Source organism: Campylobacter lari (assembly GCF_001017575.1).
GTDB lineage: Bacteria > Campylobacterota > Campylobacteria > Campylobacterales > Campylobacteraceae > Campylobacter_D > Campylobacter_D lari_C.
In genome coordinates, this window is record NZ_CP011372.1 from 1091976 (window position 1) to 1116677 (window position 24702).

Annotated in this window: 25 protein-coding genes and 1 pseudogene; 15 read left to right on the top strand and 11 right to left on the bottom strand. The window is 29.9% G+C overall.

The features are described 5' to 3' along the window. Window positions 1-18 precede the first annotated feature (18 nt). Genes CD56_RS05740 through lepA form a run of 7 tightly spaced genes read left to right on the top strand, consistent with a single transcriptional unit; the run spans window position 19 to window position 8868 of the window. Window positions 19-915, top strand: coding sequence for a branched-chain amino acid ABC transporter permease (locus CD56_RS05740; protein ID WP_039628648.1), 897 nt, complete (start codon window positions 19-21; stop codon window positions 913-915). A 1-nt stretch (window position 916) separates the two neighbouring features. Next, window positions 917-1948, top strand: coding sequence for a branched-chain amino acid ABC transporter permease (locus CD56_RS05745; protein WP_039619660.1), 1032 nt, complete (start codon window positions 917-919; stop codon window positions 1946-1948). Further along, complete coding sequence (locus CD56_RS05750) at window positions 1945-2715, top strand: high-affinity branched-chain amino acid transporter, ATP-binding protein (RefSeq protein WP_039618805.1); 771 nt, start codon at window positions 1945-1947, stop codon at window positions 2713-2715. The genes CD56_RS05745 and CD56_RS05750 overlap by 4 nt, the downstream gene beginning before the upstream one ends. Further along, on the top strand, window positions 2702-3397 hold the full coding sequence (locus CD56_RS05755; protein WP_039618807.1) for a high-affinity branched-chain amino acid transporter, ATP-binding protein: 696 nt from the start codon (window positions 2702-2704) through the stop codon (window positions 3395-3397). Before CD56_RS05750 ends, CD56_RS05755 begins: the two co-directional genes overlap by 14 nt. A 3-nt stretch (window positions 3398-3400) precedes the next feature. Then, window positions 3401-6631: a c-type cytochrome biogenesis protein CcsB gene (gene ccsB / locus CD56_RS05760; RefSeq protein ID WP_047208465.1), complete on the top strand. Its 3231-nt coding sequence runs from the start codon at window positions 3401-3403 to the stop codon at window positions 6629-6631. An 11-nt stretch (window positions 6632-6642) separates the two neighbouring features. Next, the gene (locus CD56_RS08110; RefSeq protein WP_052243106.1) at window positions 6643-7068 is read left to right on the top strand and encodes a hypothetical protein; all 426 of its coding nucleotides are present in this window, start codon (window positions 6643-6645) and stop codon (window positions 7066-7068) included. A 9-nt stretch (window positions 7069-7077) separates the two neighbouring features. After that, window positions 7078-8868, top strand: coding sequence for a translation elongation factor 4 (lepA, locus tag CD56_RS05770; protein WP_047208466.1), 1791 nt, complete (start codon window positions 7078-7080; stop codon window positions 8866-8868). 29 nt (window positions 8869-8897) lie between these two features. On the opposite strand, the gene CD56_RS05775 is transcribed toward lepA, so the two are convergent. Beyond that, window positions 8898-9518 carry a hypothetical protein gene (locus tag CD56_RS05775; RefSeq protein ID WP_047208467.1) on the bottom strand — a complete coding sequence of 207 codons (621 nt, stop codon included), beginning with the start codon at window positions 9516-9518 and terminating at the stop codon, window positions 8898-8900. Between the two features lie 273 nt (window positions 9519-9791). On the opposite strand from CD56_RS05775, the gene CD56_RS05780 reads away from it, so the two are divergent. Beyond that, the gene (locus tag CD56_RS05780) at window positions 9792-11126 is read left to right on the top strand and encodes an MATE family efflux transporter (RefSeq protein ID WP_047208468.1); all 1335 of its coding nucleotides are present in this window, start codon (window positions 9792-9794) and stop codon (window positions 11124-11126) included. Here the strand turns inward: CD56_RS05780 and CD56_RS05785 are convergent. The 4 genes from CD56_RS05785 to thiD are packed head-to-tail and all read right to left on the bottom strand — an operon-like array spanning window position 11107 to window position 13955. Continuing rightward, window positions 11107-11748 carry a uroporphyrinogen-III synthase gene (locus CD56_RS05785; protein WP_047208469.1) on the bottom strand — a complete coding sequence of 214 codons (642 nt, stop codon included), beginning with the start codon at window positions 11746-11748 and terminating at the stop codon, window positions 11107-11109. The two genes, CD56_RS05780 and CD56_RS05785, sit on opposite strands and share 20 nt — an antisense overlap. Then, window positions 11745-12371: a thiamine phosphate synthase gene (thiE, locus tag CD56_RS05790; RefSeq protein WP_047208808.1), complete on the bottom strand. Its 627-nt coding sequence runs from the start codon at window positions 12369-12371 to the stop codon at window positions 11745-11747. The genes CD56_RS05785 and thiE overlap by 4 nt, the downstream gene beginning before the upstream one ends. After that, entirely contained in the window at window positions 12358-13140 is a 783-nt protein-coding gene (gene thiM, locus CD56_RS05795) for a hydroxyethylthiazole kinase (RefSeq protein WP_039618821.1), read from the bottom strand. Before thiM ends, thiE begins: the two co-directional genes overlap by 14 nt. A 2-nt stretch (window positions 13141-13142) precedes the next feature. Further along, on the bottom strand, window positions 13143-13955 hold the full coding sequence (gene thiD / locus CD56_RS05800) for a bifunctional hydroxymethylpyrimidine kinase/phosphomethylpyrimidine kinase (RefSeq protein ID WP_144411993.1): 813 nt from the start codon (window positions 13953-13955) through the stop codon (window positions 13143-13145). A 204-nt stretch (window positions 13956-14159) separates the two neighbouring features. Here thiD and CD56_RS05805 point away from each other — a divergent pair, with 204 nt between their 5' ends. From CD56_RS05805 to CD56_RS08550, 3 genes and pseudogenes are all read left to right on the top strand, one after another. Then, window positions 14160-14630, top strand: a complete 471-nt coding sequence (locus CD56_RS05805) for a low molecular weight protein-tyrosine-phosphatase (protein WP_047208470.1) — start codon at window positions 14160-14162, stop codon at window positions 14628-14630. A gap of 335 nt (window positions 14631-14965) precedes the next feature. After that, window positions 14966-15430: pseudogene (locus CD56_RS08545) on the top strand (cache domain-containing protein); the annotation flags it as partial. A gap of 816 nt (window positions 15431-16246) precedes the next feature. Beyond that, complete coding sequence (locus tag CD56_RS08550) at window positions 16247-16687, top strand: methyl-accepting chemotaxis protein (RefSeq protein WP_407044205.1); 441 nt, start codon at window positions 16247-16249, stop codon at window positions 16685-16687. 31 nt (window positions 16688-16718) lie between these two features. Here CD56_RS08550 and CD56_RS05815 read toward each other — a convergent pair whose 3' ends face one another. From CD56_RS05815 to ribA, 3 genes are read right to left on the bottom strand one after another with little or no spacing between them, the layout of a single operon-like run. Next, entirely contained in the window at window positions 16719-17081 is a 363-nt protein-coding gene (locus tag CD56_RS05815; protein WP_047208472.1) for a hypothetical protein, read from the bottom strand. Further along, window positions 17075-17665, bottom strand: coding sequence for a 16S rRNA (guanine(527)-N(7))-methyltransferase RsmG (gene rsmG, locus CD56_RS05820; protein ID WP_080956339.1), 591 nt, complete (start codon window positions 17663-17665; stop codon window positions 17075-17077). Before rsmG ends, CD56_RS05815 begins: the two co-directional genes overlap by 7 nt. Further along, a complete protein-coding gene (ribA, locus tag CD56_RS05825; RefSeq protein ID WP_047208473.1) occupies window positions 17662-18222 on the bottom strand; it encodes a GTP cyclohydrolase II in 561 nt (186 codons plus the stop codon). Before ribA ends, rsmG begins: the two co-directional genes overlap by 4 nt. 70 nt (window positions 18223-18292) lie before the next feature. Between ribA and hemB the strand changes: the two genes are divergently transcribed. From hemB to CD56_RS05845, 4 genes are read left to right on the top strand one after another with little or no spacing between them, the layout of a single operon-like run. Further along, window positions 18293-19273 carry a porphobilinogen synthase gene (hemB, locus tag CD56_RS05830; RefSeq protein ID WP_047208474.1) on the top strand — a complete coding sequence of 327 codons (981 nt, stop codon included), beginning with the start codon at window positions 18293-18295 and terminating at the stop codon, window positions 19271-19273. Between the two features lie 2 nt (window positions 19274-19275). Next, window positions 19276-19761: a DUF2603 domain-containing protein gene (locus CD56_RS05835; protein ID WP_047208475.1), complete on the top strand. Its 486-nt coding sequence runs from the start codon at window positions 19276-19278 to the stop codon at window positions 19759-19761. After that, window positions 19748-21103, top strand: coding sequence for an oxygen-independent coproporphyrinogen III oxidase (hemN, locus tag CD56_RS05840; protein WP_047208476.1), 1356 nt, complete (start codon window positions 19748-19750; stop codon window positions 21101-21103). The genes CD56_RS05835 and hemN overlap by 14 nt, the downstream gene beginning before the upstream one ends. Before the next feature lies 1 nt (window position 21104). Further along, complete coding sequence (locus CD56_RS05845) at window positions 21105-22373, top strand: (Fe-S)-binding protein (RefSeq protein ID WP_047208477.1); 1269 nt, start codon at window positions 21105-21107, stop codon at window positions 22371-22373. Window positions 22374-22379: 6 nt separating this feature from the next. Here the strand turns inward: CD56_RS05845 and CD56_RS05850 are convergent, their stop codons facing one another. From CD56_RS05850 to CD56_RS05860, 3 genes are read right to left on the bottom strand one after another with little or no spacing between them, the layout of a single operon-like run. After that, window positions 22380-22589, bottom strand: a complete 210-nt coding sequence (locus CD56_RS05850; protein ID WP_039618841.1) for a hypothetical protein — start codon at window positions 22587-22589, stop codon at window positions 22380-22382. A gap of 37 nt (window positions 22590-22626) precedes the next feature. After that, entirely contained in the window at window positions 22627-23634 is a 1008-nt protein-coding gene (locus CD56_RS05855; RefSeq protein WP_047208478.1) for an alanine racemase, read from the bottom strand. Next, window positions 23634-24605 (bottom strand): L,D-transpeptidase family protein, encoded by a 972-nt coding sequence (locus CD56_RS05860; RefSeq protein WP_039641969.1) that lies wholly within the window; start codon window positions 24603-24605, stop codon window positions 23634-23636. The genes CD56_RS05855 and CD56_RS05860 overlap by 1 nt, the downstream gene beginning before the upstream one ends. Between the last annotated feature and the right edge of the window lie 97 nt (window positions 24606-24702).

Sequence of the window (24702 nt, forward strand, 5' to 3'; positions counted from 1 at the left end):
AAAATTTTAAGAGGTTCAATGGATAGTTCTTTAATTTTACAGCAAATTATAAATGGTTTTAGCTTAGGTAGCATGTATGCACTTATTGCTATAGGCTATACAATGGTCTATGGTGTTTTAAGATTGATTAATTTTGCACATGGTGATATCATGATGGTAGGTGCATACTCGGCTTTATTTTGTGTTACAAGTATGAATGTGCCTTTTTTAGGAGCTCTTTCTTTGGCTATGTTATTTGCAGCAGCTTTAGGTATAGCTATTGATAGGGTAGCTTATAAACCTTTAAGAAAAGCACCTAGAATTTCTTTACTTATCACAGCCATAGGCATAAGCTTTTTAATACAAAATGTATTTAATGTCTTATTTGGCTCAACCCCAAAATATTTTCCTGTGCCAAGCTATCTTGAAACAGTGATTAATTTTAATAATATCAGCATTAGCATTAATAGTATTTTAGTGCCTATTTTGACATTTTTTATATTATTAGTAGTTTTATTTATACTTTATAAAAGCAAATATGGCATTGCTATTAGAGCTTTAGCTTTTGATATTCATACTGTAAATTTAATGGGAATTGATGCAAATCGTATTATTGCTATTGTGTTTGCATTGGGCTCGGCTTTAGCTGCTATTGGTGGTATTTTTTGGGCTGTTAGTTATCCTTCTGTTGAACCTAGCATGGGAACTCTTATAGGACTTAAGGCATTTGGCGCTGCTGTTTTAGGTGGTATTGGTTCGGTTGCTGGAGCGGTTTTAGGTGGCTTGATTATAGGATTTACAGAAGTTGTTGTAGTTGCTATTTTCCCTGATCTTTCTGGTTTTAAAGATGCTTTTGCGTTTATCTTTTTAGTATTGATTTTACTTTTTAAACCAACCGGAATTTTAGGTATTAATTTTGAAAAAAGTAGGTTTTAAGATGGTTGCAAGAAAAATTACACATTTAAGTTTTTTTATCATAGCACTTGCTTTTCTTTTTATATCTCCTTATTTTTTCAATGATTATAAAATAGGAATTTTAAGCAATATTGCTATTTTTGTTATCTTGGCAGTAAGCTATAATCTTATCAATGGGGTTACAGGACAATTTTCACTAGAACCAAATGGCTTTGTAGCTATAGGAGCTTATGTTGCAGCTTTAGTTTTACTTACAAGTGAAAGCAAAATCGACCAGTTTTCTTTAGAAGATCCAAGTAGCTTTATTTTGATGATTCATTCACCAAGTTTTATTGTGGCTTTACTTGCTGCTGGGCTTTGTGCTATGCTTTTATCTTTAGTTTTGGCCTTTGCGGTATTTAGAGTTAGAGGGGATTATTTAGCTATTGTAACACTAGGTTTTGGTATTATCATCAAACTTATGGCGATTAACTTTGCTTCTGTTACAAATGGTTCTTTAGGTTTAAATGATATTCCTAAACATACCACATTATACTGGAGTGGCGGGATTGCCATATTTTCTGTTATTATCATCTTAAATATTGTTAGTTCAAAATTTGGTAGAGCTATGAAAGCCGTAAGAGATGATGAGGATGCAGCATTAGCAATGGGTATAAACACCTTTAATATCAAAACCCTAGCCTTTAGCACTTCAGCATTTTTAGAAGGTGTCGGCGGAGGCTTACTTGCTTGTGCGCTAGCTTCAGTTTCACCTGAGCAATTTGACTTTTTATTTACCTTCCAACTTTTAATCATCATTGTTTTAGGTGGTTTGGGTTCAACTACCGGTGCTATCATCGGAGCTATTTTGGTAATAGGCGGAAGTGAGTATTTAAGATTTTTAGATGAAAGTATGAATATTTTTGGCTATGAAACCCCTGCTATGCCTGGTCTTAGAATGGTTGTATTTTCTGTTATATTAATTTTAGTAATGCTTTTTGCAAGAAGAGGAATAATGGGCGATAAAGAACTAACAGATATTTTATTTAAGTTTTCTAAAAGGAAGAAGAAATGATTTTAGAACTTAAAGAAATTCATAAAAATTTTGGCGGAGTTAACGCTATAACAAATACTTCTTTTGCTATTAGAGAAAGTGAAATTTTTGGGCTTATAGGTCCAAATGGCGCAGGAAAAACGACACTATTTAATATTATCACAGGAAATTATAAGCCAAGTAGCGGAGAAGTCTTTTTTCTAGGAAAAAAAATTGATCATTTAAAACCACACAAAATAGTTCATCTAGGTATAGCAAGAACTTTTCAAAATATCAGACTTTTTTCAAGCATGAGTGTTTTAGAAAATGTATTGATTGGTTTTGATAAGAGCATTAAATATAATATTTTTGAAGCTTTTTTGCACCTTGGAAGATTTTCCAAAGCAGAAAAAAATGCAAAAAAAGCAGCTTATGAAATTTTAGAACAGCTCAATATCGCTCATTTGGCTGATGAAAAAGCTACTAGTTTAAGCTATGGTCAGCAAAGAAAAGTTGAAATAGCAAGAGCTTTGGCAACAAATCCTAAGCTTTTATTACTAGATGAACCTGCAGCAGGGATGAATTCTACAGAAAGCGATGATTTAGCTGAGTTAATTTTTAACATAAGAGATAACAAAAAAATTAGTGTTTTACTTATAGAGCATGATATGAAATTTGTAAATAAACTTTGTGATAGAGTTATGGTGCTTGATTATGGTAGAACTATTTTTGAGGGAAAACCAAACGATGCGGTACAAAACCCTGAAGTAATTAGTGCGTATTTGGGAGATTTTAATGCTAGTAGTTAAAGATTTACATGTTTATTATGGTTTAATAGAGGCTGTTAAAGGTATTGATTTTACTATAAAAACAGGAAGTATAGTTAGCTTAATAGGCTCAAATGGCGCAGGAAAAACCTCAACACTTAATGCTATGCTAAATTGTGTTAAAAAAACCGGCGAAGTAACCTTTTTAGGCTATGATACTCAAAGACACTTACCGCACACTCTAGTTCAAAAAGGTATCGCCTTAGTACCTGAAGGAAGGAGGGTTTTTATAAATCTTACCATAGAAGAAAATTTAAAAATTGGTGCTTTTAATAATGCAGAAAATTACGAGCATTTAAAAAATCAAATGTATAGACTTTTCCCAAGATTAAAAGATAAAAAAAATGCTCTTGCAGGAACTCTAAGTGGTGGGGAAGCTCAAATGCTAGCTATCTCAAGAGCGCTTATGAGTGAGCCAAAACTTTTAATGCTTGATGAGCCTTCATTAGGTCTTGCTCCAAAAATAGTTGGAGAGGTTTTTGATATTATAGTCAAATTAAAAGAAGAAGGAATTACCATTTTATTAGTAGAACAAAATGCATTTTCAGCTTTAAAAATTAGTGACTATGCTTATGTTTTGGAAAATGGTAAAATTGCTATGCATGCACCTGCAAAAGATCTTATCGGTAATGATGAGATTAGAAAAAAATACCTTGGAGCTTAATTCATGAAAAAACAACTTTTAGCTTTTGGGGATATAAAAATTTCTATTTTTTTATTTTTAATTTTTGCCCTATTTTGCGCCCTAGCTACTTTCATAGAAAGCGCTTACAATACACCAACAGCTTGGGCGATGATCTATGGTTCTTCTTGGTTTGGCTTTATACAACTCATACTAGGGATTAATCTTTTATCAGCTCTTTTTAAATACAAAATGTTTAATAAGAAAAAAATACCACTTTTAATCTTTCATATCTCATTTTTATTTATATTACTAGGCTCAGCTATGACTAGATATATGGGATTTGAAGGAAATTTACACATTAGAGAAAATGAAAAAAACAACATCATTGAAACTTCAAAAAGTTATATTTACATAGCAACCTTAAAAGATGATAAAGTATATAGTGCTTCAAAATCTGAATATATTGCAACCCTACCTTTTGTAAATGATTTTTCATTTGATTTAATCTTACCTGATGAAAAAGCCCAAATTGCATATGAAAATTTAATCTTAGATGCAAAAGAAATTTATATTGATGATAACAATTCTGCCCCACTTTTATCTTTAATGCTTTCACAAAATAACGAGTCTAAAGAATTACTTTTTCAGGCAGGAGATATTGAAAATATTAATGGCATTAATATAGCATTTTTAAATGACTCTGTTCCAAGTCCTTATATAAAAATCGATAAAGACTTAAAACTTAGTGCTGATTTTGATTTAAAATACATGTCAATGAGCGATGGAAAAGAAAATATTTTAAAAGCAAATCAAAAAGCACAAGCTAAAGATTTAAGATTGTATTCTTTTAATGATATTAATTTAGTGGTTAAATTTGCTTCCTTGCATGGTAAAAAAACTTTAGAAGGTATCAATCAAGCTCAAGATGAAAGTTTTTTTACTTGGTTTAAAAACAGTTGGATAGAGCTAGGACGTAATGCTTTGATTTCTTTATTTGGCGAGGCAAAATACTGGAATAATTCTTTATTAAATAATTTCAAAGACTTTGCACAAAGTACTAAATATATGCCAACTCAACTTTCGGATAATGCCATTAATGCTTTAAAATTAAAACTAAGCTACAAAGGAGAAACTAAAGAAGTTTTCCTAGTAGAATACAACTCGCCTATCCGTATTGATGTAGCAGGCCAACCTTTCTTTTTAAGATGGGGCCCTAAAGGAATAGAAATGCCATTTGAAATGTACCTAAAAGACTTTGAATTAGAACGCTATCCTGGCTCGATGTCGCCTATGTCTTATGCAAGTTATGTAGAAATTGACAATGCTGATAAGAAACTAGAATATAAAATTTTCATGAATAATGTTTTAGATTATCAAGGTTATAGATTTTACCAAAGCTCATATGATCAAGATGAGCTTGGCACCATACTTTCAGTTAATAAAGATCCAGGTAAAATTCCTACATACATAGGATATTTTTTACTCACACTAGGAATGTTTTTAAATATTTTAAATCCTTATTCAAGATTTAGAACCTTAGCTAAATTAATCAATCAAGACACCTTAAAAAAAACAAGTGCTATTTTGGCTTTTATATTAGTTTTATTTGCAGGCCAAAATACTTACGCAAATGAACCTATCAAGGTAGATGAGGCACATGCTAAAGAACTTGCTTCTTTAGTAGTGCAAAAACCTGATGGTAGAATGGTGCCTTTTAATACTTTAGCCATGGAAGTTTTAGAAAAAATATACAAAAACACAACCTTTCAAGGACAAAGCGCTGAAGCAACAATTATATCGATGATTTTTGATGGTAGTGCATGGTATGATAAAGACATCATTTTCATGCCAAAAAGTCGTTTGGTTAATGAAGAAATTTCTAAAATTTTAGAAATTGAGCCTAGAGCCTATACTAGTTTTAAAGATTTTTTCACTACAGATTCATATAAACTACAAAAATATGTAGAAAATGCTAATAGAAAAAATCCAAACCGTAGAAGTGTTTTTGATAAAGAAATCATCAAGCTTGATGAAAGGGTTAATATTGTAAATTTAATCTTCTCAGGTGATATTTTTAGATTTATTCCTTTGCAAAATAGCACCAATAATCAATGGGTGGCACCACGCGAAGCTTATATAGGTTTAAAAGGAGCAGAAGGCGCAGAAGTTAAAAGTATTTTAGAAAATTATTTCAACGCAGTTAGTAACTCTATTGCACACAATAACTGGGATGAAGCAACTAAAAACTTAAATACTATTAAAAACTATCAAGAAAAATATGGCCATGAAGTTATGCCAAGTGCTAAAAAAATTAGTACGGAGATCTTTTTTAATAAAAGTCAAATTTTTGTAAATCTTGCTCCGCTTTATTTATGTGCTGGATTTTTGCTTTTAATTATAGTTTTTGTTAAAATGCTGCTGCCAAAAATTCGTATTGATTTTATATTTAAATGTGTTTATGTATTTAACATTGTGGCATTTTTCATCCATACTTTAGGTTTGGCTTTGCGCTGGTATATAGCAGGTCGCGCTCCATGGAGTAATGCCTATGAGAGTATGGTTTATATAGCTTGGGCTTTATCGTTATCTGGAATTTTCTTTTCTAGAAAAAGTCCTATTGCGCTTTCTTTAACTTCTATTTTAGCAGGAGTTACTTTAGGTGTAGCTCATCTTAGCCAAATGGATCCACAAATTACCAACTTAGTTCCAGTGTTGCAATCATACTGGCTTACTATACATGTTTCAGTTATTACTGCTAGCTATGGATTTTTAGGACTATGTGCATTATTGGGTATATTTGTACTTGTTTTATTATGTATGCTAAAAATCAATAGTAAACATAATGAAAATATTTTAAGAAACATTACAGAAGCAACAAGAATTAATGAAATGGCTATGATTTTAGGACTTTGCTTGCTTACAGTTGGAAATTTCTTAGGTGCTATATGGGCAAATGAAAGCTGGGGAAGATATTGGAGCTGGGATTCTAAGGAAACCTGGGCTTTAATTAGTATTTTAGTTTACGCTGCTATTTTACACATTAGAATGGTGCCAAAATGGGCAAATCAATATACTTTTGCAGTTTGCTCTATGTTTGCATATTGGGTAATTATCATGACTTATTTTGGAGTAAATTACTTTTTAACTGGCATGCACTCTTACGCAGCAGGAGATTCAGTAAAAATTCCTGATTATGTATATTGGGGCTTTTTATTTATGGTAGCACTAAGCATAGCAAGTTATTTCAAAAGATCCTATGCAAGAAAATTATAGAAAGGTTTTAAATGAATAATTCTCTTTTTATATTTTTAATTGTAGCTTTAGTTGTTGTTATTATACTTGGTGTTCTTTTGGTATTATTTTTTACCCATAAAGATAAACAACCCAACAAATCTAATGCAACCAAAGCTCCAAAAATAAGCAATATAGAAGACTTTATTTCCAAAGCCAATGGAGCAAAAAATTCTCAAGAAATTCAGGCTTTAATCTTGCAATTTTTAAATTCACAAAAATTTGGTTCCAATCCAAAAGATAGCGCAACCAAAAGAAAACTTGATTTTATTAGTGCAATTTCAGCTAATGCTAATGCCACTCCTAAAAATATTTCATTTTTAAATAATGAACTAAAAAAGCGTTATAAGGCCTTAAAAAAGGAAATAGATGCTTATGAGCAAATAGGTCTAGCAAAAAGAAAAATGAGACAATCTTAAGGGTTTTGAATGAAAAATATTAGAAATTTCTCTATCATAGCTCATATTGACCATGGAAAAAGTACACTAGCTGATAGAATTATTAGTGAATGTGGTGCAATTAGCGATAGACAAATGAGCGCTCAAGTAATGGATACTATGGATATAGAAAAAGAACGCGGTATAACCATAAAAGCTCAATCTGTACGTTTAAATTATAAATTCAATAATGAAGAATATGTATTAAATTTGATAGACACTCCAGGCCATGTTGATTTTTCTTATGAAGTAAGTCGCTCTTTAGCAAGTTGCGAAGGAGCTTTGCTTGTTGTTGATGCTTCACAAGGAGTAGAAGCTCAAACTATAGCTAATGTTTACATAGCCTTAGAAAATGATCTTGAAATCATACCAGTGATTAATAAAATCGATCTTCCTTCGGCTGACATAGAAAAAGTTAAACACGAAATAGAGCATATTATAGGCATTGATTGCTCTAATGCAATTTGCGTTAGCGCAAAAACAGGTGCGGGCATAAAAGAACTCATAGAAACCATTATTACAAAAATTCCTGCGCCAAAAACCGATGATGAAGCACCCACCAAAGCTTTAATCTATGATTCTTGGTTTGATAATTATCTTGGAGCTTTGGCTTTGGTTAGAATTTATGAAGGAAATATAGCTAAAAATGATGAAGTTTTAGTTATGAGTACAGATAAAAAACATCTTGTGCAAGATCTTTTTTACCCTCACCCATTAAGCCCTATAAAAACCAAAAAATTAGAATCAGGTGAAGTAGGTGTTATCGTGCTTGGACTTAAAAATGTTGCTGATGTTCAAGTGGGTGATACTATAACGCTTACCAAAAACAAAGCAAAAGAAGCCATTGGTGGTTTTGAAAAAGCTAAAGCTTTTGTTTTTGCAGGGTTATACCCTATAGAAACAGATAAATTTGAAGATTTAAGAGATGCTTTAGATAAATTAAAACTCAATGATAGTTCTATTACCTATGAACCTGAAACATCACTAGCTTTAGGGTTTGGTTTTAGGGTTGGTTTTTTAGGTCTTTTGCATATGGAGGTTATTAAAGAAAGACTTGAGCGTGAGTTTAATCTTGATTTGATTGCTACTGCTCCAACTGTTACTTATGAAATTTATCAAACTGATGGAGAAGTTTTAAAAATTCAAAATCCAAGCGAACTACCTCCGGTAAATAAAATTGATCACATAAAAGAACCTTATGTAAAAGCAACTATCATAACTCCAAGTGAATATTTAGGAAATTTAATCACTCTTTTAAATCGCAAACGTGGTATGCAGGTTAAGATGGATTATATTACCCCTGAGCGTGTTTTACTTGAGTATGATATACCTTTAAATGAAATCGTTATGGACTTTTACGATAAACTCAAATCACTCACTAAAGGTTATGCTAGTTTTGATTATGAGCCTATTGAATTTAGAGTGGGTGATCTTGTAAAACTTGATATTAAAGTAGCGGGTGAAAATGTCGATGCACTAAGCATCATAGTGCCAAATGAAAAGGCACTAAGCAAGGGTAGAGAATTAGTAAAAGCGATGAAAGAAATCGTCCCAAGGCAGCTTTTTGAAGTTGCTATCCAAGCAAGTATAGGAAATAAAATCATCGCAAGAGAAAATGTAAAATCTATGGGTAAAAATGTAACCGCAAAATGCTATGGCGGGGATATTACTAGAAAAAGGAAACTTCTTGAAAAACAAAAAGAAGGTAAAAAAAGAATGAAAGCTATCGGTAAAGTACATTTACCTCAAGAAGCATTTTTAAGTGTTTTAAAAATAGACTAAATCCCTAGCTTAGAACTAGGGATATAAATTTATGCATTGATATCTAAAGAATTTCCACCCATTTCATTGATTTTTTGAGTTACTTTTTCAATAGCCTTATCAATTGTTTCATAGCTGATATCAGGAAGTTTGCCACCCCACATTTTTTCCGCTTGCGCAAATCCTGCCTTTAGACCTTCTAAACCCTTTTGAAGTTTTTCCATATCATCACCAGCCCCATTAATAACAAAATCAGCCAATCTTTGAGATGTTTTTGCTACACCAAAATATCCATCTTCCCCAATAAGCTCTTTTGCCTCATCAGCATTTAAACTAAGTATATCTTTACCTTCATATCCTATAGCTTTAAAATCTACATTTGATAAAATAGCTGTTAAAGAATCCTTAGATTGAGCTCCTTGAAAAATCCCAACTTGAGCCAAACCATTAGAGGAACTCATACTAAATGCTTGTTGCATAAAACTCATAGCATAAAGTTCTGTTATGCCTTTTCCACCTATGCTAGCAAGCTTACTAAGCTTATCCTCATCAATATTTTTTGTGCTATTAGCACTTTTAGTATTGGCATCTTCAAGTTTTGTATTCAAATTAGCCTTCCTATTGCCAACTTGCGACTCCACTGCCACACGTGAATACGAATTTATTTGCATCCTTGCTCCTTTTTTGTGGGTTTATAAAAATCGGATAAAAAGAAATAAAATGAATATTAAGCCAAAAATAAAGACATTTACAATATAATATTTGTATTATATTAATATAGGATTTTTAAAATTTAGGTGATTTATGTTTTTCAAAGATTATTTTATTGAAATTTCAGATCCATATTTTAAAGATACTATAGAAGGCATAGAATCTCTCTATTAGCTTTATTTTATTCGTAAATTATCAAACAGAACGCAAAATAAACACTAATAAGGAAAACTATGTCATTACACAATTTTTATACTAATACAAACGCTACTATATTGTTTTACAAATGCGCCCTACCTAACATGGCAAGTGCTGCATTTATATATCTTTATGTTATCATTGATGGGGTTTTTGTTGGAAGATACTTAGGAGCAGATGCTCTTGCTGCTATGAATTTAGTAATGCCCTTTATCATGATAAGCTTTGCCTTAGCAGATATGATAGCCATAGGTTCATCAGTGCAAATCGCAATCAACCTAGGCAAAGGAAAAATCGAAAAAGCAAGAGCTATTTTTTCTTTTTGCATCGTTCTTATTTTTGTAATTTCTTGCATAATGGGAATATTAGGATTTTTCTTAGCAAAACCTTTAAGTGCTTTTATGGGTGCTGATGAAAACATACAAAATTTATCCACTGAATATATGCAAATTTTTGCTCTTTTTGCACCTTTTACTATGTTAGCTTTTGCTATGGATAATTATTTAAGAATATGCGGTAAAACATTTTATAGCATGGTGGTTAATATCACAGTAGCTTTAAGCAATATAATATTAGATTGGCTTTTTATAGTTATTCTTGAGTGGAGCTTATTTTCAGCTGCTCTAGCAACCTGTCTAGGAATGCTTTTGGGTACTATTTTAGGTTTTATACCTTTTGTTTTTAAAAATTTAATTCTAAAATTTAAAAAACCTATAATTAGTTTAAAAATACTCAAGAATATCATCTATAATGGCTCATCTGAATTTTTTTCAAATATATCAAGCTCTATTTATACTATACTAGCTAATGCTATATTATTAAAAATAGCAGGAAATCAAGCACTTGCTGCATTTTCCATTATACTTTATTTAAGTACCTTTACCTTTGCTTTAATCTTATCAATGTGTGAAGCTATGCAACCTGTTATAAGTTACAACTATGGATATAAAAACATATTAAGAATTCAAGCTATTTTTAAAAGAATGTTTATAGCATCTAGTGTATTTGGAATATTTGTATTTTTACTTGCATTTTTTTTCAACGAAATTATAGTTTCACTCTTTAATAAAAATAATGATATTAGTTTTGCAAATCTAGCGCAAAATGCACTTGTATTGTTTTCTTTTTCTTTTTTATTAAGCTGGCTTGGAAAACTTTGCGCATCTTTTTTTACCGCTTTAGATAAACCTATGCTTTCTTTAGCCATATCCATCATACAAAGTTTAGTATTACCTTTTATCTTTATACAGGTATTATCATATTATCTTAGCTTAAATGGAGTTTGGCTTGCTTCTTTTGCAAGCGAGGTTCTTATGGTGTTTATTGCTTCTTATTTACTATATAAAACTTTTAAAGATCTAAACTCTTAGCTAATTTCAAACAAGAGTTTAGATCTTGCTCTTTGCATATATGCAAATTTTTAAAATTATGAAGTTTTAAAGCTGTACTTTGACCTATAACTACAACTTTATCTTCTTTTTCTAATGTAAAAAATTTCAAAAATTGTTCTATGCCTGAAGGAGCACTAAAGATAAAAACACTAGGATGTTGTATTTTTAACTCATCTTTTTTGGGCTCTATGGCTACATTTTCATAAACAATTAATTGTTTTAAAGAGATATTTTCATTTAATAAAACCTCATCAAGGCCTGAGCTAATTTTCTTAGCTCTTAAATAAAGACATTTTTTATTTTTAAACTCAGATAAAAACTCGCTAGCTAAATTTTTACCATAAGCTTTACTGGGATATTTGACATTTTTAAAACCAAGTTCTTTTGCAAAATCAGCACTTTTTTGCCCCACAGCATAAAGTTTAATATCAAAATTAATTTTGTTTTTACTTGACATTAATGCTTTTAATGCATTCTTGGAGCTAATGATTAAACAATCAAATTCCTTTAAATTAACTTCAAAATCAAGAAATTTAATTTCATTTAATTTTATAGTCTTAACGCCATCAAATTCTTTATCCCCTATAAAATAAATCATTATTTTCCTATAAAAGTTTTATCAAAATTTGATCTTAAATTTAAAGTTGCCATATAAGGATCATTTGCTTGCATTATCGCTCTAACAACAGCTACACCTTGTATATTACAATCTTTAAGCAAATTTAAATTAGCCTCATCTATCCCACCTATAGCTACAATAGGTAAAGAACTTAAACTAGTAATTTCTTTTAATCCATCTATACCAAGCACAATACAATCTTGCTTACTAGGCGTAGCAAAAACAGCCCCTACTCCAAGATAAGTAGCGCTTTGAATATTAGCAAGCTCGCTTTTATGATTGATCGTAAGTCCTATGATTTTATCTTCGCCTAAAAGTTCTCTTGCTTTTTTTAAAGGCATATCCTTTTGTCCTATATGCACTCCATTTGCATTCACAGCCATGGCTATATCGATTCTATCATTTATCACAAAAGGCGTATTATATTTTTCACACAAAGCTTTAACTTTTAAAGCAAGATTATAAAATTCTAAAGTGCTAAGATTTTTTTCCCTAAGTTGCAAAATATCAATCTTAGCTTTCAAAGAAGCTTCTAAAATATTTAAAAACTCACTTTCACTTTTCTCACCCTTGCTTGCAACAAGATAAATTTTAAATGATTTCATATTTAGCTCTTTTTTTAATTTCTTCATCATCTAAATTACTTAAAGCATCGATTAAATTCACTCTAAAACTACCACTTCCACTAGAAAGATCTTGAGCGATTTCACTAGCTATACCAAAACTAAGCAAAGCATATAAACTAGCTTGAAATTTATCTTCTAATGCTCCTGCAAAAACTCCACACAAAGAAGCACACATACAACCTGCTCCAGTTATTTTAGTAGCCATAATAGAGCCATTATAAACTTTTGCAATGCGCTCTTGATTTATAATATAATCAATTTTTCCAGTTATAGCCAAAACACGCTTAGTTTTATATGAGTATTCTCTAGCTTTTTCTAAAAACTCATCATTAATCACAAAAGTACTATCAACCCCTCTTGCTTTACCATCTAAACCTATAACACTAGCCATTTCAGACGCATTTGCTTTAACAATACTAATGCCTTTTAGATTAAGCAATTCAAAATTAATCCCATCTCTTGCCTTACTCACACCCAAAGCAACAGGATCAAAAACTATAGGTTTATTTAATAAAGCATATTCTTTGGTTGCTTTTAACATAGAATTTGCTACAAGCTGATTAATTGTACCTGTATTTAATACTAAGGCTGAGCTTATTTTGGCAAAATCAGTTTGTTCTTCATAAAAATCAGCCATAGCAGCACTTGCTCCCACTGCTATAGTTACATTCGCGCAATCATTGGCTGTAACATAATTAGTAATATGATGGATCAAAGGATTTTTTTCTCTTACTGCTTTGATAATCATTTTTACTCCTTATCAAATTGGAAAAAGTGATTAGTTGGACCACAACCTTTTCCAAGTGCTAAGGAATTAAATATAGCCCCATATACATAATCTTTAGCAAGCTTTATAGCTTCATGTTTTTCTTTACCTAAGGCAAGATTACTAGCTATAGCTGAACTTAATGTACAACCTGTGCCATGTGTGTTTTTTGTATCAATTTTTTCTGCTTTAAAAATACTAAATTCCTTTCCATCATAAAAAACATCATTAGTATTATCTTTACTATGCCCACCTTTAATCAAAACACTTTTTGCACCTTCTTTGTGAAGCTTTATAGCGGCTTTTTTCATATCCTCTTCATTAAGTATTTTAAAATCACACAAAAACTCAGCTTCAGGTATATTTGGAGTAAGTACATCAGCTAAAGATAAAATTTCATCTTTAAAAAACTGACAATTTTCCAAAGGCATTAAAGCATAGCCATTTTTTGCAAACATCACAGGATCTATCACTACATTTTTAGCTTTAAAGCGTAATAAATTTTCTTTTACACAAGTTATAATTTCTTTTGAACCTAGCATTCCAATTTTCACAGCCATTGGTTCTATGTCTTCATAAACTGCCAATATCTGCTCATCTATTATCTTAGTAGGTATATCAAAACAAGAAATTACCCTTGCAGTATTTTCAGCCACAACACTTAAAACTACACTCATACCAAATAAATTATGTGCACTAAAGGTTTTTAAATCAGCTTGTATGCCAGCCCCACCACTACAATCACTTCCTGCTATAGTTAAGATAGGAATTTTAGTTTTTGTTTTTGCTTGTATCATTTTTATCCTTTTTTATAAAAAAGGAAAGTTTTTGCAAGAATTCAAAGTTCGCATTACCAAACTTCTCAAGGGTCGAAGTCTAACTTCCTCTCAGCAAAAGCTCCCCATTAATGAAAAATTATATCTTAGTTTTAATTAATCTTAAAAAATATTTTAAAATACTGCTATAATTTTGAAAAAAATTACACAATTTTTGAGGTAAAAATGACTAAGATTATTTTTGTTTGCTTAGGGAATATCTGTCGTTCCCCTATGGCTGAATTTATTATGAAAGATCTTTTAATAAAAGTAAATTTAAACGATAAATTTATTGTTTCTAGTGCAGGCACTTCAGGTTATCATGATGGAGAGGATATGCACTTTAAAACCAAAGCCATGTTAAATAGTAAAAATATCAATTCTAAGCCATTTTGCAGTCAAAAGTTGAGCTTAAAAATGTGTGAAGAAAATGATCTTATCATTGTTATGGATAATTCTAATTATAATGATGTAGTTAAAAATTTTCCAAATTTTAAACACAAAATTCACAAAATCACCTCTTATGCTTTAGAATTAGGATATGATGAAGTTCCTGATCCTTGGTATAGTGGAGATTTTGATGAAACTTATACTATACTTTCAAAAGCATGCTCTAATCTTTTAAATACGCTTTATAAAAATTTATCATTTAAATAATATTTGGTTCTTTTTTTAATTTTTAGTGCTATAATAAACTCACTTAAATCTTACTATAACACAAAAGGAGTTTATCAATGAAAAGTATTAAATTAAAAATTTCATTAATTGCAAATATTATAGCTATTATTTGCCTTATTATCCTTGGTATTATTAGCTATATATTCACAAAAAAAGCTTTAAATCATGAAGTGGTTAATGCTGAAACTAACTATGTAAAAGTTGCAGAAAAATCAATGAGAGATTTTAAAAGTCTCCATACTCATTCTTTAGAGCAACTTTCTCAAGCTATTTTAAGACTTCCATATAACGAACTTAATACCCAAGAAAAGCTTATGGAAAACACAGGTGATTTACTTAAAACCGTTAGAGATATAAACAGCTATTTGGCTGTCTATATAGCTCAATCAAATGGAGAATTAATAGTAAGCGATCCAGATAGTGATAGTAAAGGTTTAGACTATGGAATTTATGGAAAAGCTGACAATTATGATGCTACCACAAGAGAATTCTATATAGAAGCTAGAAAGAAAAATGGCTTATATATCACAGCAGCTTATATTGATGCAACAACAGGATTGCCATGTTTTACCTATGCTATGCCCTTAATTAAAGATGGTAAATTTATAGGAGTATTAGCAATTGATGTTTTAGTTAAAGACTTACAAGAAAAATTTAACGAACTACCAGGAAGAACTTTTGTATTTGACCATGCTTATACTGTATTTGCTTCAACTGATAAATCATTAGTTGGCGGAGAGCAAAATCCAGATATAGTTACAGTAGCTAAAGCTTATGAAAATGCTGGAAATTATAACATTTTTAATTATACTACTCAAAATGGTGGCGATAGATTTGGTATTTGTGTAAAAATTGATGGCTATACAACTTGTGCTGGCGAAGATGTAGAAGTAATAGAAACCCCTGCGTTAAAAATTGCTTATATTCAAACTACTATAGTTATTTTTACAAGTATTGCTAGCATTATTTTACTTTACTTTATTATTTCTTATTATTTATCACCTTTGCAAGCTATACAAACCGGCCTCAACTCTTTCTTTGATTTCATCAATCATAAAACTAAAGATTCAGCTATGATAGATGTTAAAACAAATGATGAGCTTGGTGCTATAGCAAAAGCTATCAATGAAAACATCACCAAAACTAAAAATGCATTAGAACAAGATGCTAAAGCAGTAGAACAATCAGTAGATACTGTTAGGGAGGTAGAAGGTGGTAATCTAACAGCTAGAATTACTGCAATTCCTGCACATCCTCAGCTACTCGAGTTAAAAAATTATATTAATGAAATGCTTAATGTATTAGAACAAAAGGTTGGTTCTAATATGAATGAAATTAATAGAGTATTTGATAGCTATAAGGCATTAGACTTTACTACTGAAGTTAAAAATGCTAAAGGTGGAGTTGAAGTAACTACTAATGTATTAGGTCAAGAAATCGTAGCTATGCTAAGACAATCATCTGAATTTGCTTCTTTATTAGCAGATGAAAGTGGTAAATTACAAAGTGCTGTTAAGAACTTAACAGATTCTTCATCTTCTCAAGCTTCTTCTTTAGAAGAAACAGCAGCAGCACTAGAAGAGATTACTTCTTCTATGCAAAATGTATCGCATAAAACTAGTGAAGTTATTGCTCAAAGTGAAGAGATTAAAAATGTTACTTCTATAATAGGTGATATTGCAGATCAAATTAACTTGCTTGCATTAAATGCTGCTATTGAAGCAGCTCGTGCAGGAGAACACGGTCGTGGCTTTGCTGTTGTTGCAGATGAAGTTAGAAACCTAGCTGAAAGAACTCAAAAGTCTTTAGGTGAGATTGAAGCTAATACTAATATCTTAGTTCAATCTATTAATGAAATGGGTGAGAGTATTAAAGAACAAACTACAGGTATTACTCAAATAAATGATGCTGTAGCACAAATTGATCATGTAACCCAAGAGAACTTAAAGATAGCAAAAGATAGTGCAGCTATATCTGATAATGTAAATAAAATAGCTAATGATATCTTAGAGGATGCTAGGAAGAAGAAGTTTTAAATAATTAAACTAAACCCTTAGTGGGTTTAGTTTAATTAATATAAGATTTTAAACAAACCCCATCAACACTTAACTCGTAAGCTTTTTTTAGATTGTTTTTAAAAGTATCAAGTAAAAATAAAATTTTAGAATCAAACATATAAAACTCGGCCATTTTTGAAGCAATTATTGCCAAATTCTCATCTTCTATTAAAATATATTTTGCTCCTAAAGCATTAGAAAGCAAAACCTCATCATCATTTTTAGCATATATGGCAAAATCCACCTTTTCTTCTTTTGCGCTTTTTATATTTTGTTCATTATAATCAAAACAATTCACATTGGTTTTAATAAAAATATTTTCATAATGACTAAATTTTTGCATATTTATCAAAGGATGTCCAAAAATTAACATATTTTTTCCTTTATCTTTAAAAGACAATAATTTCTAAAACCACGGTTGAAAATTTTATAATCTTTCATTCCTTGTAGTTCATCATAAACCTCACTACCTTTATAAAACAAAAACAAAGTATTTTCATCATAAAAACCATTTGAAATTTCTACTAAAGGTTTTATATCCATTAAAGCTCTTGAAGTGATTAAATCTGCTTTAAAGGACTGGTAATTTTGTATTTTTTCTTTTATAATGTTTATATTTTTTAAATTAAGTTCAGTTTTAACTACCCTTAGAAAAGAAGCTTTTTTAGCACTAGGCTCAAAAAGAAAAAATTCACTTTCTTGTAAAATACAGGCTAAAAATATCGCAGGAAAACCAGCCCCACTTCCAACATCAACAATCTTTTTTTTATCAGTCAAATCACAATAGTCTAAAATTTTTATACTATCGATAACATTATCATCTATGTTTTCAAGATGAGTTAGATTATGCACAGCATTAAATTTTTCTAATAACTCTTTATAGAGCGTGATTTTTTTGAAAAAATCATCTTTATTGAAATTTTGCAAAAAATTTAATTGTTCTTCGTATTTTTTCAATTTAAATGTCCCATTTGTGTATGTTTAATTTCTAAATAATCTTTATTAAAACGATTTGCTTCTATTAAAATAGGAATTCTTAAATTTACTTTTTCTTTTAAAGAACTAAGTTTTTCAGGATTATTAGTCAAAAGATTAATTTTAGAAATCTGATAATGCTTAAGTATAAAATCCACTATTTCATAACTACGCTCATCTGCTTTAAAGCCTAATTGATGATTTGCTTCTATAGTATTAAAACCCTTATCTTGCAATGCATAGGCATTAATTTTATTAAAAAGCCCTATACCTCTGCCTTCTTGTCTTAAATAAATTACCATACCACCGTATTCTTGAATGTATTTTAAAGAAAAATCAAGCTGTTCTCCACAATCACACTTTAAACTTCCCAAAACATCACCCGTTAAACATTCTGAATGAATTCTAATATTAACTTCTTTATCTAATTTTCCTTTAAAAATACAAAGGTGTTCTTTATCATTTTCTTTAAAACTTTGTATATTAAATTCTCCAAAACGAGTAGGAAGTTTTGCTATTTCAGAAATTTGAATAGTCATTATTTTACTTTACCTTTTTATAAAAAATATGCTAGAATTTAAGCAATTTTAACAAACAAAAAGGAAATTTATGTTTAAACGCTTTAGAAGATTAAGACTTAATGAGAATATTAGAAGCCTAGTAAAAGAAAATACCTTAAATTCAGATGATTTAATCTATCCACTTTTTGTTGTCAATGGCACTAATATTAAAAATGAAATCGCATCTATGCCAGGTGTGTTTCAAATGAGCTTAGATGAAATTTTAAAAGAATGCGAAGAGTTAGTTAATCTTGGTATTAAAGCGATTATTTTATTTGGTGTGTTAGAAAGCTCTAAAAAAGATAGCTGTGGCAGTGATGCATTAAGTGATGACGGTTTGATAGCTACAAGTCTAAGAGCTATTAAGGCAAAATTTCCTGATTTAGTAGTGATTACTGATCTTTGTTTTTGTGAATATACTGACCATGGTCATTGTGGCATTATTGATCCAAAAAGTAAAAGTGTAGATAATGATTTAACCTTAGAAATTTCAGCCAAACAAGCCCTAATTCATGCAAAAAATGGTGCTGATATGATAGCACCAAGCGGTATGATGGATGGTATTATTGAAACTTTAAGAAAAACCTTAGATGAAAATGGTTTTGAGAATTTACCTATCATGGCCTATTCTACCAAATTTGCCTCAGCTTATTATGGACCTTTTAGAGATGTGGCTGATTCTGCACCAAGTTATGGAGATAGAAAAACCTATCAAATGGATTTTGCTAATGGCAAAGAAGCCTTATGTGAGAGCTTAGAAGATGAAAAACAAGGTGCTGATATTTTGATGGTTAAACCAGCACTTGCGTATTTAGATGTAGTTAAAGATATAGCAAATCATTCCAAACTTCCACTTTGTGTGTATAATGTAAGTGGAGAATACGCTTTATTGAAAGCAGGTCAAAAAGCAGGAGTGATTGACTATGAAAAAATAGTGCTTGAAACTATGCTTGCTTTTAAAAGAGCAGGAGCTAAGCTTATTATAACTTATCATGCAAAAGAAATTGCAAAATTATTAAACAAGGAGTAAGATTGAGTAGTCTAAGTAAAAAAAGTTCTCAAGATATTATCAACGAATTATCAAGCCATTTAGGTATAGAAAAACACAATCAAACTATATTTCATCTAACCCATATTAATGAAAAAGAAAAAAAATTAAGTCTAAAAAATGGACATGAATTAGCACCTGAGCCATGGTTTATAGTAGATGAAAATGATGATGTTAAAACCATGTTTTCCGTAAAAACCTTAATTGAGTTTTTACAAAATGCCAAAGAAATGCAAAAAGATAATTTTGAACTTAAATTAGAAAAGGCTATTTATCAACAAATTCCTATTGATTTTAACGATGTTTGGACAGTTGCTATGGATGAAATTAAACATCAAGTTGCTAAAGGTGTAAAAGAAGTAAATATTGATTTAGATCAATTAATTAGTAATATTCATATAAAACATCCTAATTTATTTATTGATATGAAAGAAATGATGCAAAAGGTAAAACAAAATGAAAGATTATAAAAGCTTTGTCAAATACTCTAAAGCAGGCCCAAGATATACATCCTATCCTACCGCAGTGGAGTTTAACACTCAATTTAAATATGAAGATTATATACAAATTTTAAAAGATCAAAAAGCACAATTGTCTTTGTACTTTCATTTGCCTTTTTGCAGAAGCGCTTGTTATTTTTGTGGTTGTAATGTAATATATACCGCTAAAGAAGAAAGCAAAGAAAGATATTTAAACTATCTTTTTAAAGAGCTTGATCTTTTAGCAAATATCATCGATACTCAAAGAGAAGTAGCTCAAATGCATTTTGGTGGTGGTACACCTACGTTCTTTTGCGCTAAACAATTACAAAGTTTGATTTTAAAAATAAAAAGCATTTTTCCAAATTTTACCCAAGATAGCGAAGTAAGTTGTGAGATTGATCCTAGATTTTTAAACGAAGAACAAGCTGATGTTTTAATCCAAAATGGTTTTAATCGTATTAGTTTTGGTGTGCAAGATTTTGACGAAAAAGTTCAAAAGGAGATTCATAGAGTTCAACCTTTTGAATTAACCAAAAATGCAGTAGATATGGTAAGAAAAAAGGGGATTAACTCAGTAAATATGGACTTAATCTATGGTCTTCCTTATCAAAGCCTAGAAAGTTTTAAGCAAACTTTAGAAAAAGCATTGCTAATCAATCCTGATCGTTTTGCTATTTTTAACTATGCACATGTGCCTTGGCTTAAAAAAAACATGAGAAAATTTGATGAAAGTACACTGCCAAGCCCTGATGTAAAACTTCAGATTTTAGAATACTGTGAAAAATTTTTAACTCAAAATGGTTATAAAATGATAGGAATGGATCATTTCGCAAAACCACAAGATGAACTTTTTAAAGCTTTAGAAAATGGTAGCTTGCATAGAAATTTCCAAGGCTATACCACCAAAGGTGGAACTGATTTAATTGGCATTGGCTTAACAAGTATAGGTGAAGGACAAAGACATTATATGCAAAATTTCAAAGACATGCCAAGTTATGAAAAAGCTATTGATGAGGGTAGATTACCTTGTGAAAAAGGCATTATGCTTGATGATGATGATGAATTAAGAAAAGCTGTTATTATGGAACTTATGAGTAATTTTGCCCTTAATATAAAAAATATAGAAAATAAATTTAAGATTGATTTTTTTGAATATTTTCAACAAGATTTAAAAGAGCTTGAAGAACTTAGCGAATTTGTTACTATAGATGAAAATTATATCAAAGTTAATGAAACAGGAGTACTTTTAATACGTAATATTGCTATGTGTTTTGATAAATATTTAAAACGCATTAGCGAAGATAAAAAAGTATTTTCTAAAACGGTTTAATATGCTAAATGTTAATGAAATTTCTAATGCCTGCGTAAAATGTGGCAAATGCATACCAGTTTGCACTATACATGAGATAAACCGCGATGAGAGCACTTCTCCTCGTGGTTTTTTAGATTTAATTAGTGCTTATGAAAACCAAGAACTAGAACTTGATAAAAATCTTAAAAAAACTTTTGAATCATGTTTTTTATGCACAAATTGCGTTGAAGTTTGCCCAAATCATTTAAGAGTAGATAGTGCTATTGAAAAAGTACGCTTTGATATAGCTCAAAAATTTGGCATAGCATGGTATAAAAAACTTGCTTTCTTTTTTTTAAGACACAGAAAGATTTTAGATATCCTAGCAAGATTAGGCTATGTTTTTCAAAGTTGTGCCTTTAGCTTGCAAGATAAAAATTTAGGAATGAAAGCTAAATTTAGCCTACCTTTAATCAAAAAAGATCGTTTGCTTCCTTCTTTAGCTAAAAAAAGTTTTTTAGCCTCTAATCCTGATTTTATAAATAATCAAGGTAAAAAAACCATAGGTCTTTTTATAGGGTGTTTGTCTAATTATTCTTACACTAATACAGGTTTTGCTTTGCTTGAAATTTGTAAGCATCTTAAAATCAATGTGGATTTATTAAAAGATCAATCTTGTTGTGGCGCTCCTCATTATTTTACCGGAGATTTTAGCAGTGTAGAAAACTTAGCTAAAAAAAATATCATTTATTTTGAGGAAAAATTAAAAACACTAGATTATATTATTATCCCAGAAGCAACCTGCTCTGCGATGATTAATATAGACTATGAACATTTTTTTCATATGCAAAATGATAAAGAATGGGTAATAAGAGCTAAAAATATTTCCAGTAAAATACTACTTGCAACAAAATATTTTTATGAATACACTAATTTAGAAGAACTTTTAAAAACAAAGAAAAAAATAAACACAAAAATTGCATATCATGATCCTTGCCATGCAAGAAAAATGCAAGGAGTTTTTAAAGAGCCAAGAGCTTTACTAAAGCAAAATTATATCTTTAAAGAACTTATCAAGTCAAATGAATGCTGTGGTTTTGGTGGAGTTAGCATGCAAACTGATCATTATGAAAAAGCTTTGCAAGTTGGCATAAAAAAAGCTCAAAACATACAAAAAAGTGATGTAGAAATCATTAGCGCAGAATGCTCAGCTTGTAGAATGCAAATTTCAAATGCATTAGAGCATGAAAAAATTTCTACACAATTTTTACACCCTTTAGAATTAATAGCAAAGTTACTTCAAGATTAATTTTTATTAATCTTGATTTTTTATATCTTCAATTTTTGATCTATTTTTTTCTATCAAAATTCTATTTTGTTCTATATTTTCGCTATTTTTTTTACACTCATTTTTTAAGATTTCTATATTTTTATATAAAATTTTCATTTTTCTTTCATAACGGTTAATTAGCAAAAACACTATGAATAAAAATAAAATCAAAATAGCCCAATTTAAAAATGCCATATTTCGCCTTTCTAAAGATATATTAGTATTTTTTATCTTAAATTACAATTCTTTTTAAACTTGGAGAAAGTTTGACTAAAATTTCATAATTAATTGTATTAAAAAAATTAGCCATAATATTTGCATCATTCATAACACAAATTACATCACCACTATTTTCACAAGAAAAACTATCCATAGACATTTTTCCAAGTATTTTTTTTCCATTAGGAAGAAAAAAATCTTTTTTTCCATCATAACGTAAAAGTCCATCTGCATAACCTAAATCATAAGTTGCTATTACAAGATCTTCTTTTGCACTATACATTCCACCATAGCCAACACTTTGGCCTTTTTTTAACACTCTTTGGCTTAATTTTTCAGCCCATAAACTCAAAACCTTGCGCAAGTTTTTGTTAAAATATGCGTAACCAAATTGCACAAGCCCTACTCTACAATACTCATCAATCTCTAAAGCATTTGCTCTAAATAAGGCTTCAGAATTATGAGAGTGAAACACTAATTTTTTAGCTTCTTCCCGCAATAAATTATAAATTATTTTTTTAGCATATTGGAATTTTTGCTTTTGCACAAAGTAACTTGCGTCTATTTCATCACTTCCTGCAAAATGCATCATCACTCCATGAAGTATCAAATTATTGCTTTTTAGCTCTTGTATCACTTCTTGAATTTCTTCAGGTAAAATTCCATTTCTATGCATATTTGTATCTATAACTAAATGAATTTTGGTATTTTTTTTGAGTTTTTTTATATCATTTTTATCATTTAAGGCATAAATAAATTTTTCACTTTCATCACCATGTGGATGATGAGATAAAATTAAGATATTATCAAAAATATTTTCAAGTTCTTTTGCTTCAGCTTCGTTTTTTACTGCTATAAAATTTATACCTTTTGCTCTAGCTATAGGAGCTAAAAGCTTAGCTCCATGTCCATAAGCATTATCTTTAAAAACACAGATTACTTTTTCATAACCTCCAGCCTTAGAAGCTATTAGATCAAGATTATACTCATAAGCTAAGCGATCGATTTTTATATAAGCCATTATTGCTCAGCTAAAATTTGCATTTTGTCTTCAACTAACTTAACATAAAGAACTTTTTCCCCTTTGAATTTATAATTAGTACTACGATAGTCTTCATAAAACCCTATTCTAAAAATCTTTTCATTTTTTTCATTTGGATAAGGACTTATGCTAAGATCTGAAAATTTAATAGTTTTTTCTTCTTTTTTGGCAAAAATTCTTTCTTTGTTTTTTGCAAACTGCTCATATGAAAATTTATTTTTATGCTTGAATATATTTTTATCATAAAAAGACAAGTATTTATTAATATCACTTTTTTGCCAACTGTCTTTCCAAGCAAATAAATTTGCTAACAAAATAGCAACTTCTTCATGATTTGCTCTTACTTTATTTTTTTCTTCTGTCATTGCATAAGCTTTTCTATCAGCTACTAATTTATTAAAATCTTCTAGCAAATCATTTTGCACAGCAATGCAACCTCTAGTTTTATAAGTATCTAAACGCGTTCCATCTAAAGGATAACCATGAATCCAAATTCCCCCGCCTGTTTTACCTAAAGTTTTATCTAAAACATTTGGATAAGTTGTTGCAAAAGCAAATGGTCCATAATATGGATCACCGGGATAAAATTTCTTTCCAAGCTCATAAAAACCTATAGGAGTTTTTAAATCTCCTTCTATTTCTTTATCACCCGCTAAACCGGTTAAAACATCTTTTTGAATAAATTTCTTTTCTACTTTTCCATCATTATAATGATAAACTCTAATAATCTTATCGCTTTTATTAGTTAAAACGATTGCAACATTTTCTTCATAATAACCAAGGCTAACATTTTTATCTTTTATCTCATCAAGCCAAAAATCTTTTTTACTTAATTCTTGTTCTAGCACCTTTTCAACTGCATCAATACCTTGATTTAAATAAATTTTTGCAAGATTATTTGCATTTGCAAATATGGCTAAACTAAATAATGCTAATATAATTTTAAACAATTTATACCTTTCTACTAAAATTTAAAACAACAAAGAGATAATTATAATATTTTTACAATAAATATATTTTTAATTTTTTCCGTGTATAATGTTTATA

Excerpts from the sequence above, each read along its gene's own strand:
- thiE (WP_047208808.1), bottom strand. The coding sequence starts at position 12,371 with ATGAAATCATTTAAAATTTATCTTGTTGCAAGCAAGGGTGAGAAAAGT.
- ribA (WP_047208473.1), bottom strand. The coding sequence starts at position 18,222 with ATGACTATTCAAATTTCTGAAATAGCAAAACTTCCTACTCGTTTTGGA.
- CD56_RS05780 (WP_047208468.1), top strand. The coding sequence starts at position 9,792 with ATGTCATTACACAATTTTTATACTAATACAAACGCTACTATATTGTTT.
- CD56_RS08550 (WP_407044205.1), top strand. The coding sequence starts at position 16,247 with ATGCAAAATGTATCGCATAAAACTAGTGAAGTTATTGCTCAAAGTGAA.
- hemN (WP_047208476.1), top strand. The coding sequence starts at position 19,748 with ATGAAAGATTATAAAAGCTTTGTCAAATACTCTAAAGCAGGCCCAAGA.
- CD56_RS05855 (WP_047208478.1), bottom strand. The coding sequence starts at position 23,634 with ATGGCTTATATAAAAATCGATCGCTTAGCTTATGAGTATAATCTTGAT.
- CD56_RS05755 (WP_039618807.1), top strand. The coding sequence starts at position 2,702 with ATGCTAGTAGTTAAAGATTTACATGTTTATTATGGTTTAATAGAGGCT.
- lepA (WP_047208466.1), top strand. The coding sequence starts at position 7,078 with ATGAAAAATATTAGAAATTTCTCTATCATAGCTCATATTGACCATGGA.
- CD56_RS05750 (WP_039618805.1), top strand. The coding sequence starts at position 1,945 with ATGATTTTAGAACTTAAAGAAATTCATAAAAATTTTGGCGGAGTTAAC.
- CD56_RS05850 (WP_039618841.1), bottom strand. The coding sequence starts at position 22,589 with ATGGCATTTTTAAATTGGGCTATTTTGATTTTATTTTTATTCATAGTG.
- CD56_RS05845 (WP_047208477.1), top strand. The coding sequence starts at position 21,105 with ATGCTAAATGTTAATGAAATTTCTAATGCCTGCGTAAAATGTGGCAAA.
- hemB (WP_047208474.1), top strand. The coding sequence starts at position 18,293 with ATGTTTAAACGCTTTAGAAGATTAAGACTTAATGAGAATATTAGAAGC.
- thiD (WP_144411993.1), bottom strand. The coding sequence starts at position 13,955 with ATGATACAAGCAAAAACAAAAACTAAAATTCCTATCTTAACTATAGCA.
- thiM (WP_039618821.1), bottom strand. The coding sequence starts at position 13,140 with ATGATTATCAAAGCAGTAAGAGAAAAAAATCCTTTGATCCATCATATT.
- CD56_RS05740 (WP_039628648.1), top strand. The coding sequence starts at position 19 with ATGGATAGTTCTTTAATTTTACAGCAAATTATAAATGGTTTTAGCTTA.
- CD56_RS08110 (WP_052243106.1), top strand. The coding sequence starts at position 6,643 with ATGAATAATTCTCTTTTTATATTTTTAATTGTAGCTTTAGTTGTTGTT.
- CD56_RS05805 (WP_047208470.1), top strand. The coding sequence starts at position 14,160 with ATGACTAAGATTATTTTTGTTTGCTTAGGGAATATCTGTCGTTCCCCT.
- ccsB (WP_047208465.1), top strand. The coding sequence starts at position 3,401 with ATGAAAAAACAACTTTTAGCTTTTGGGGATATAAAAATTTCTATTTTT.
- CD56_RS05815 (WP_047208472.1), bottom strand. The coding sequence starts at position 17,081 with ATGTTAATTTTTGGACATCCTTTGATAAATATGCAAAAATTTAGTCAT.
- CD56_RS05745 (WP_039619660.1), top strand. The coding sequence starts at position 917 with ATGGTTGCAAGAAAAATTACACATTTAAGTTTTTTTATCATAGCACTT.
- CD56_RS05775 (WP_047208467.1), bottom strand. The coding sequence starts at position 9,518 with ATGCAAATAAATTCGTATTCACGTGTGGCAGTGGAGTCGCAAGTTGGC.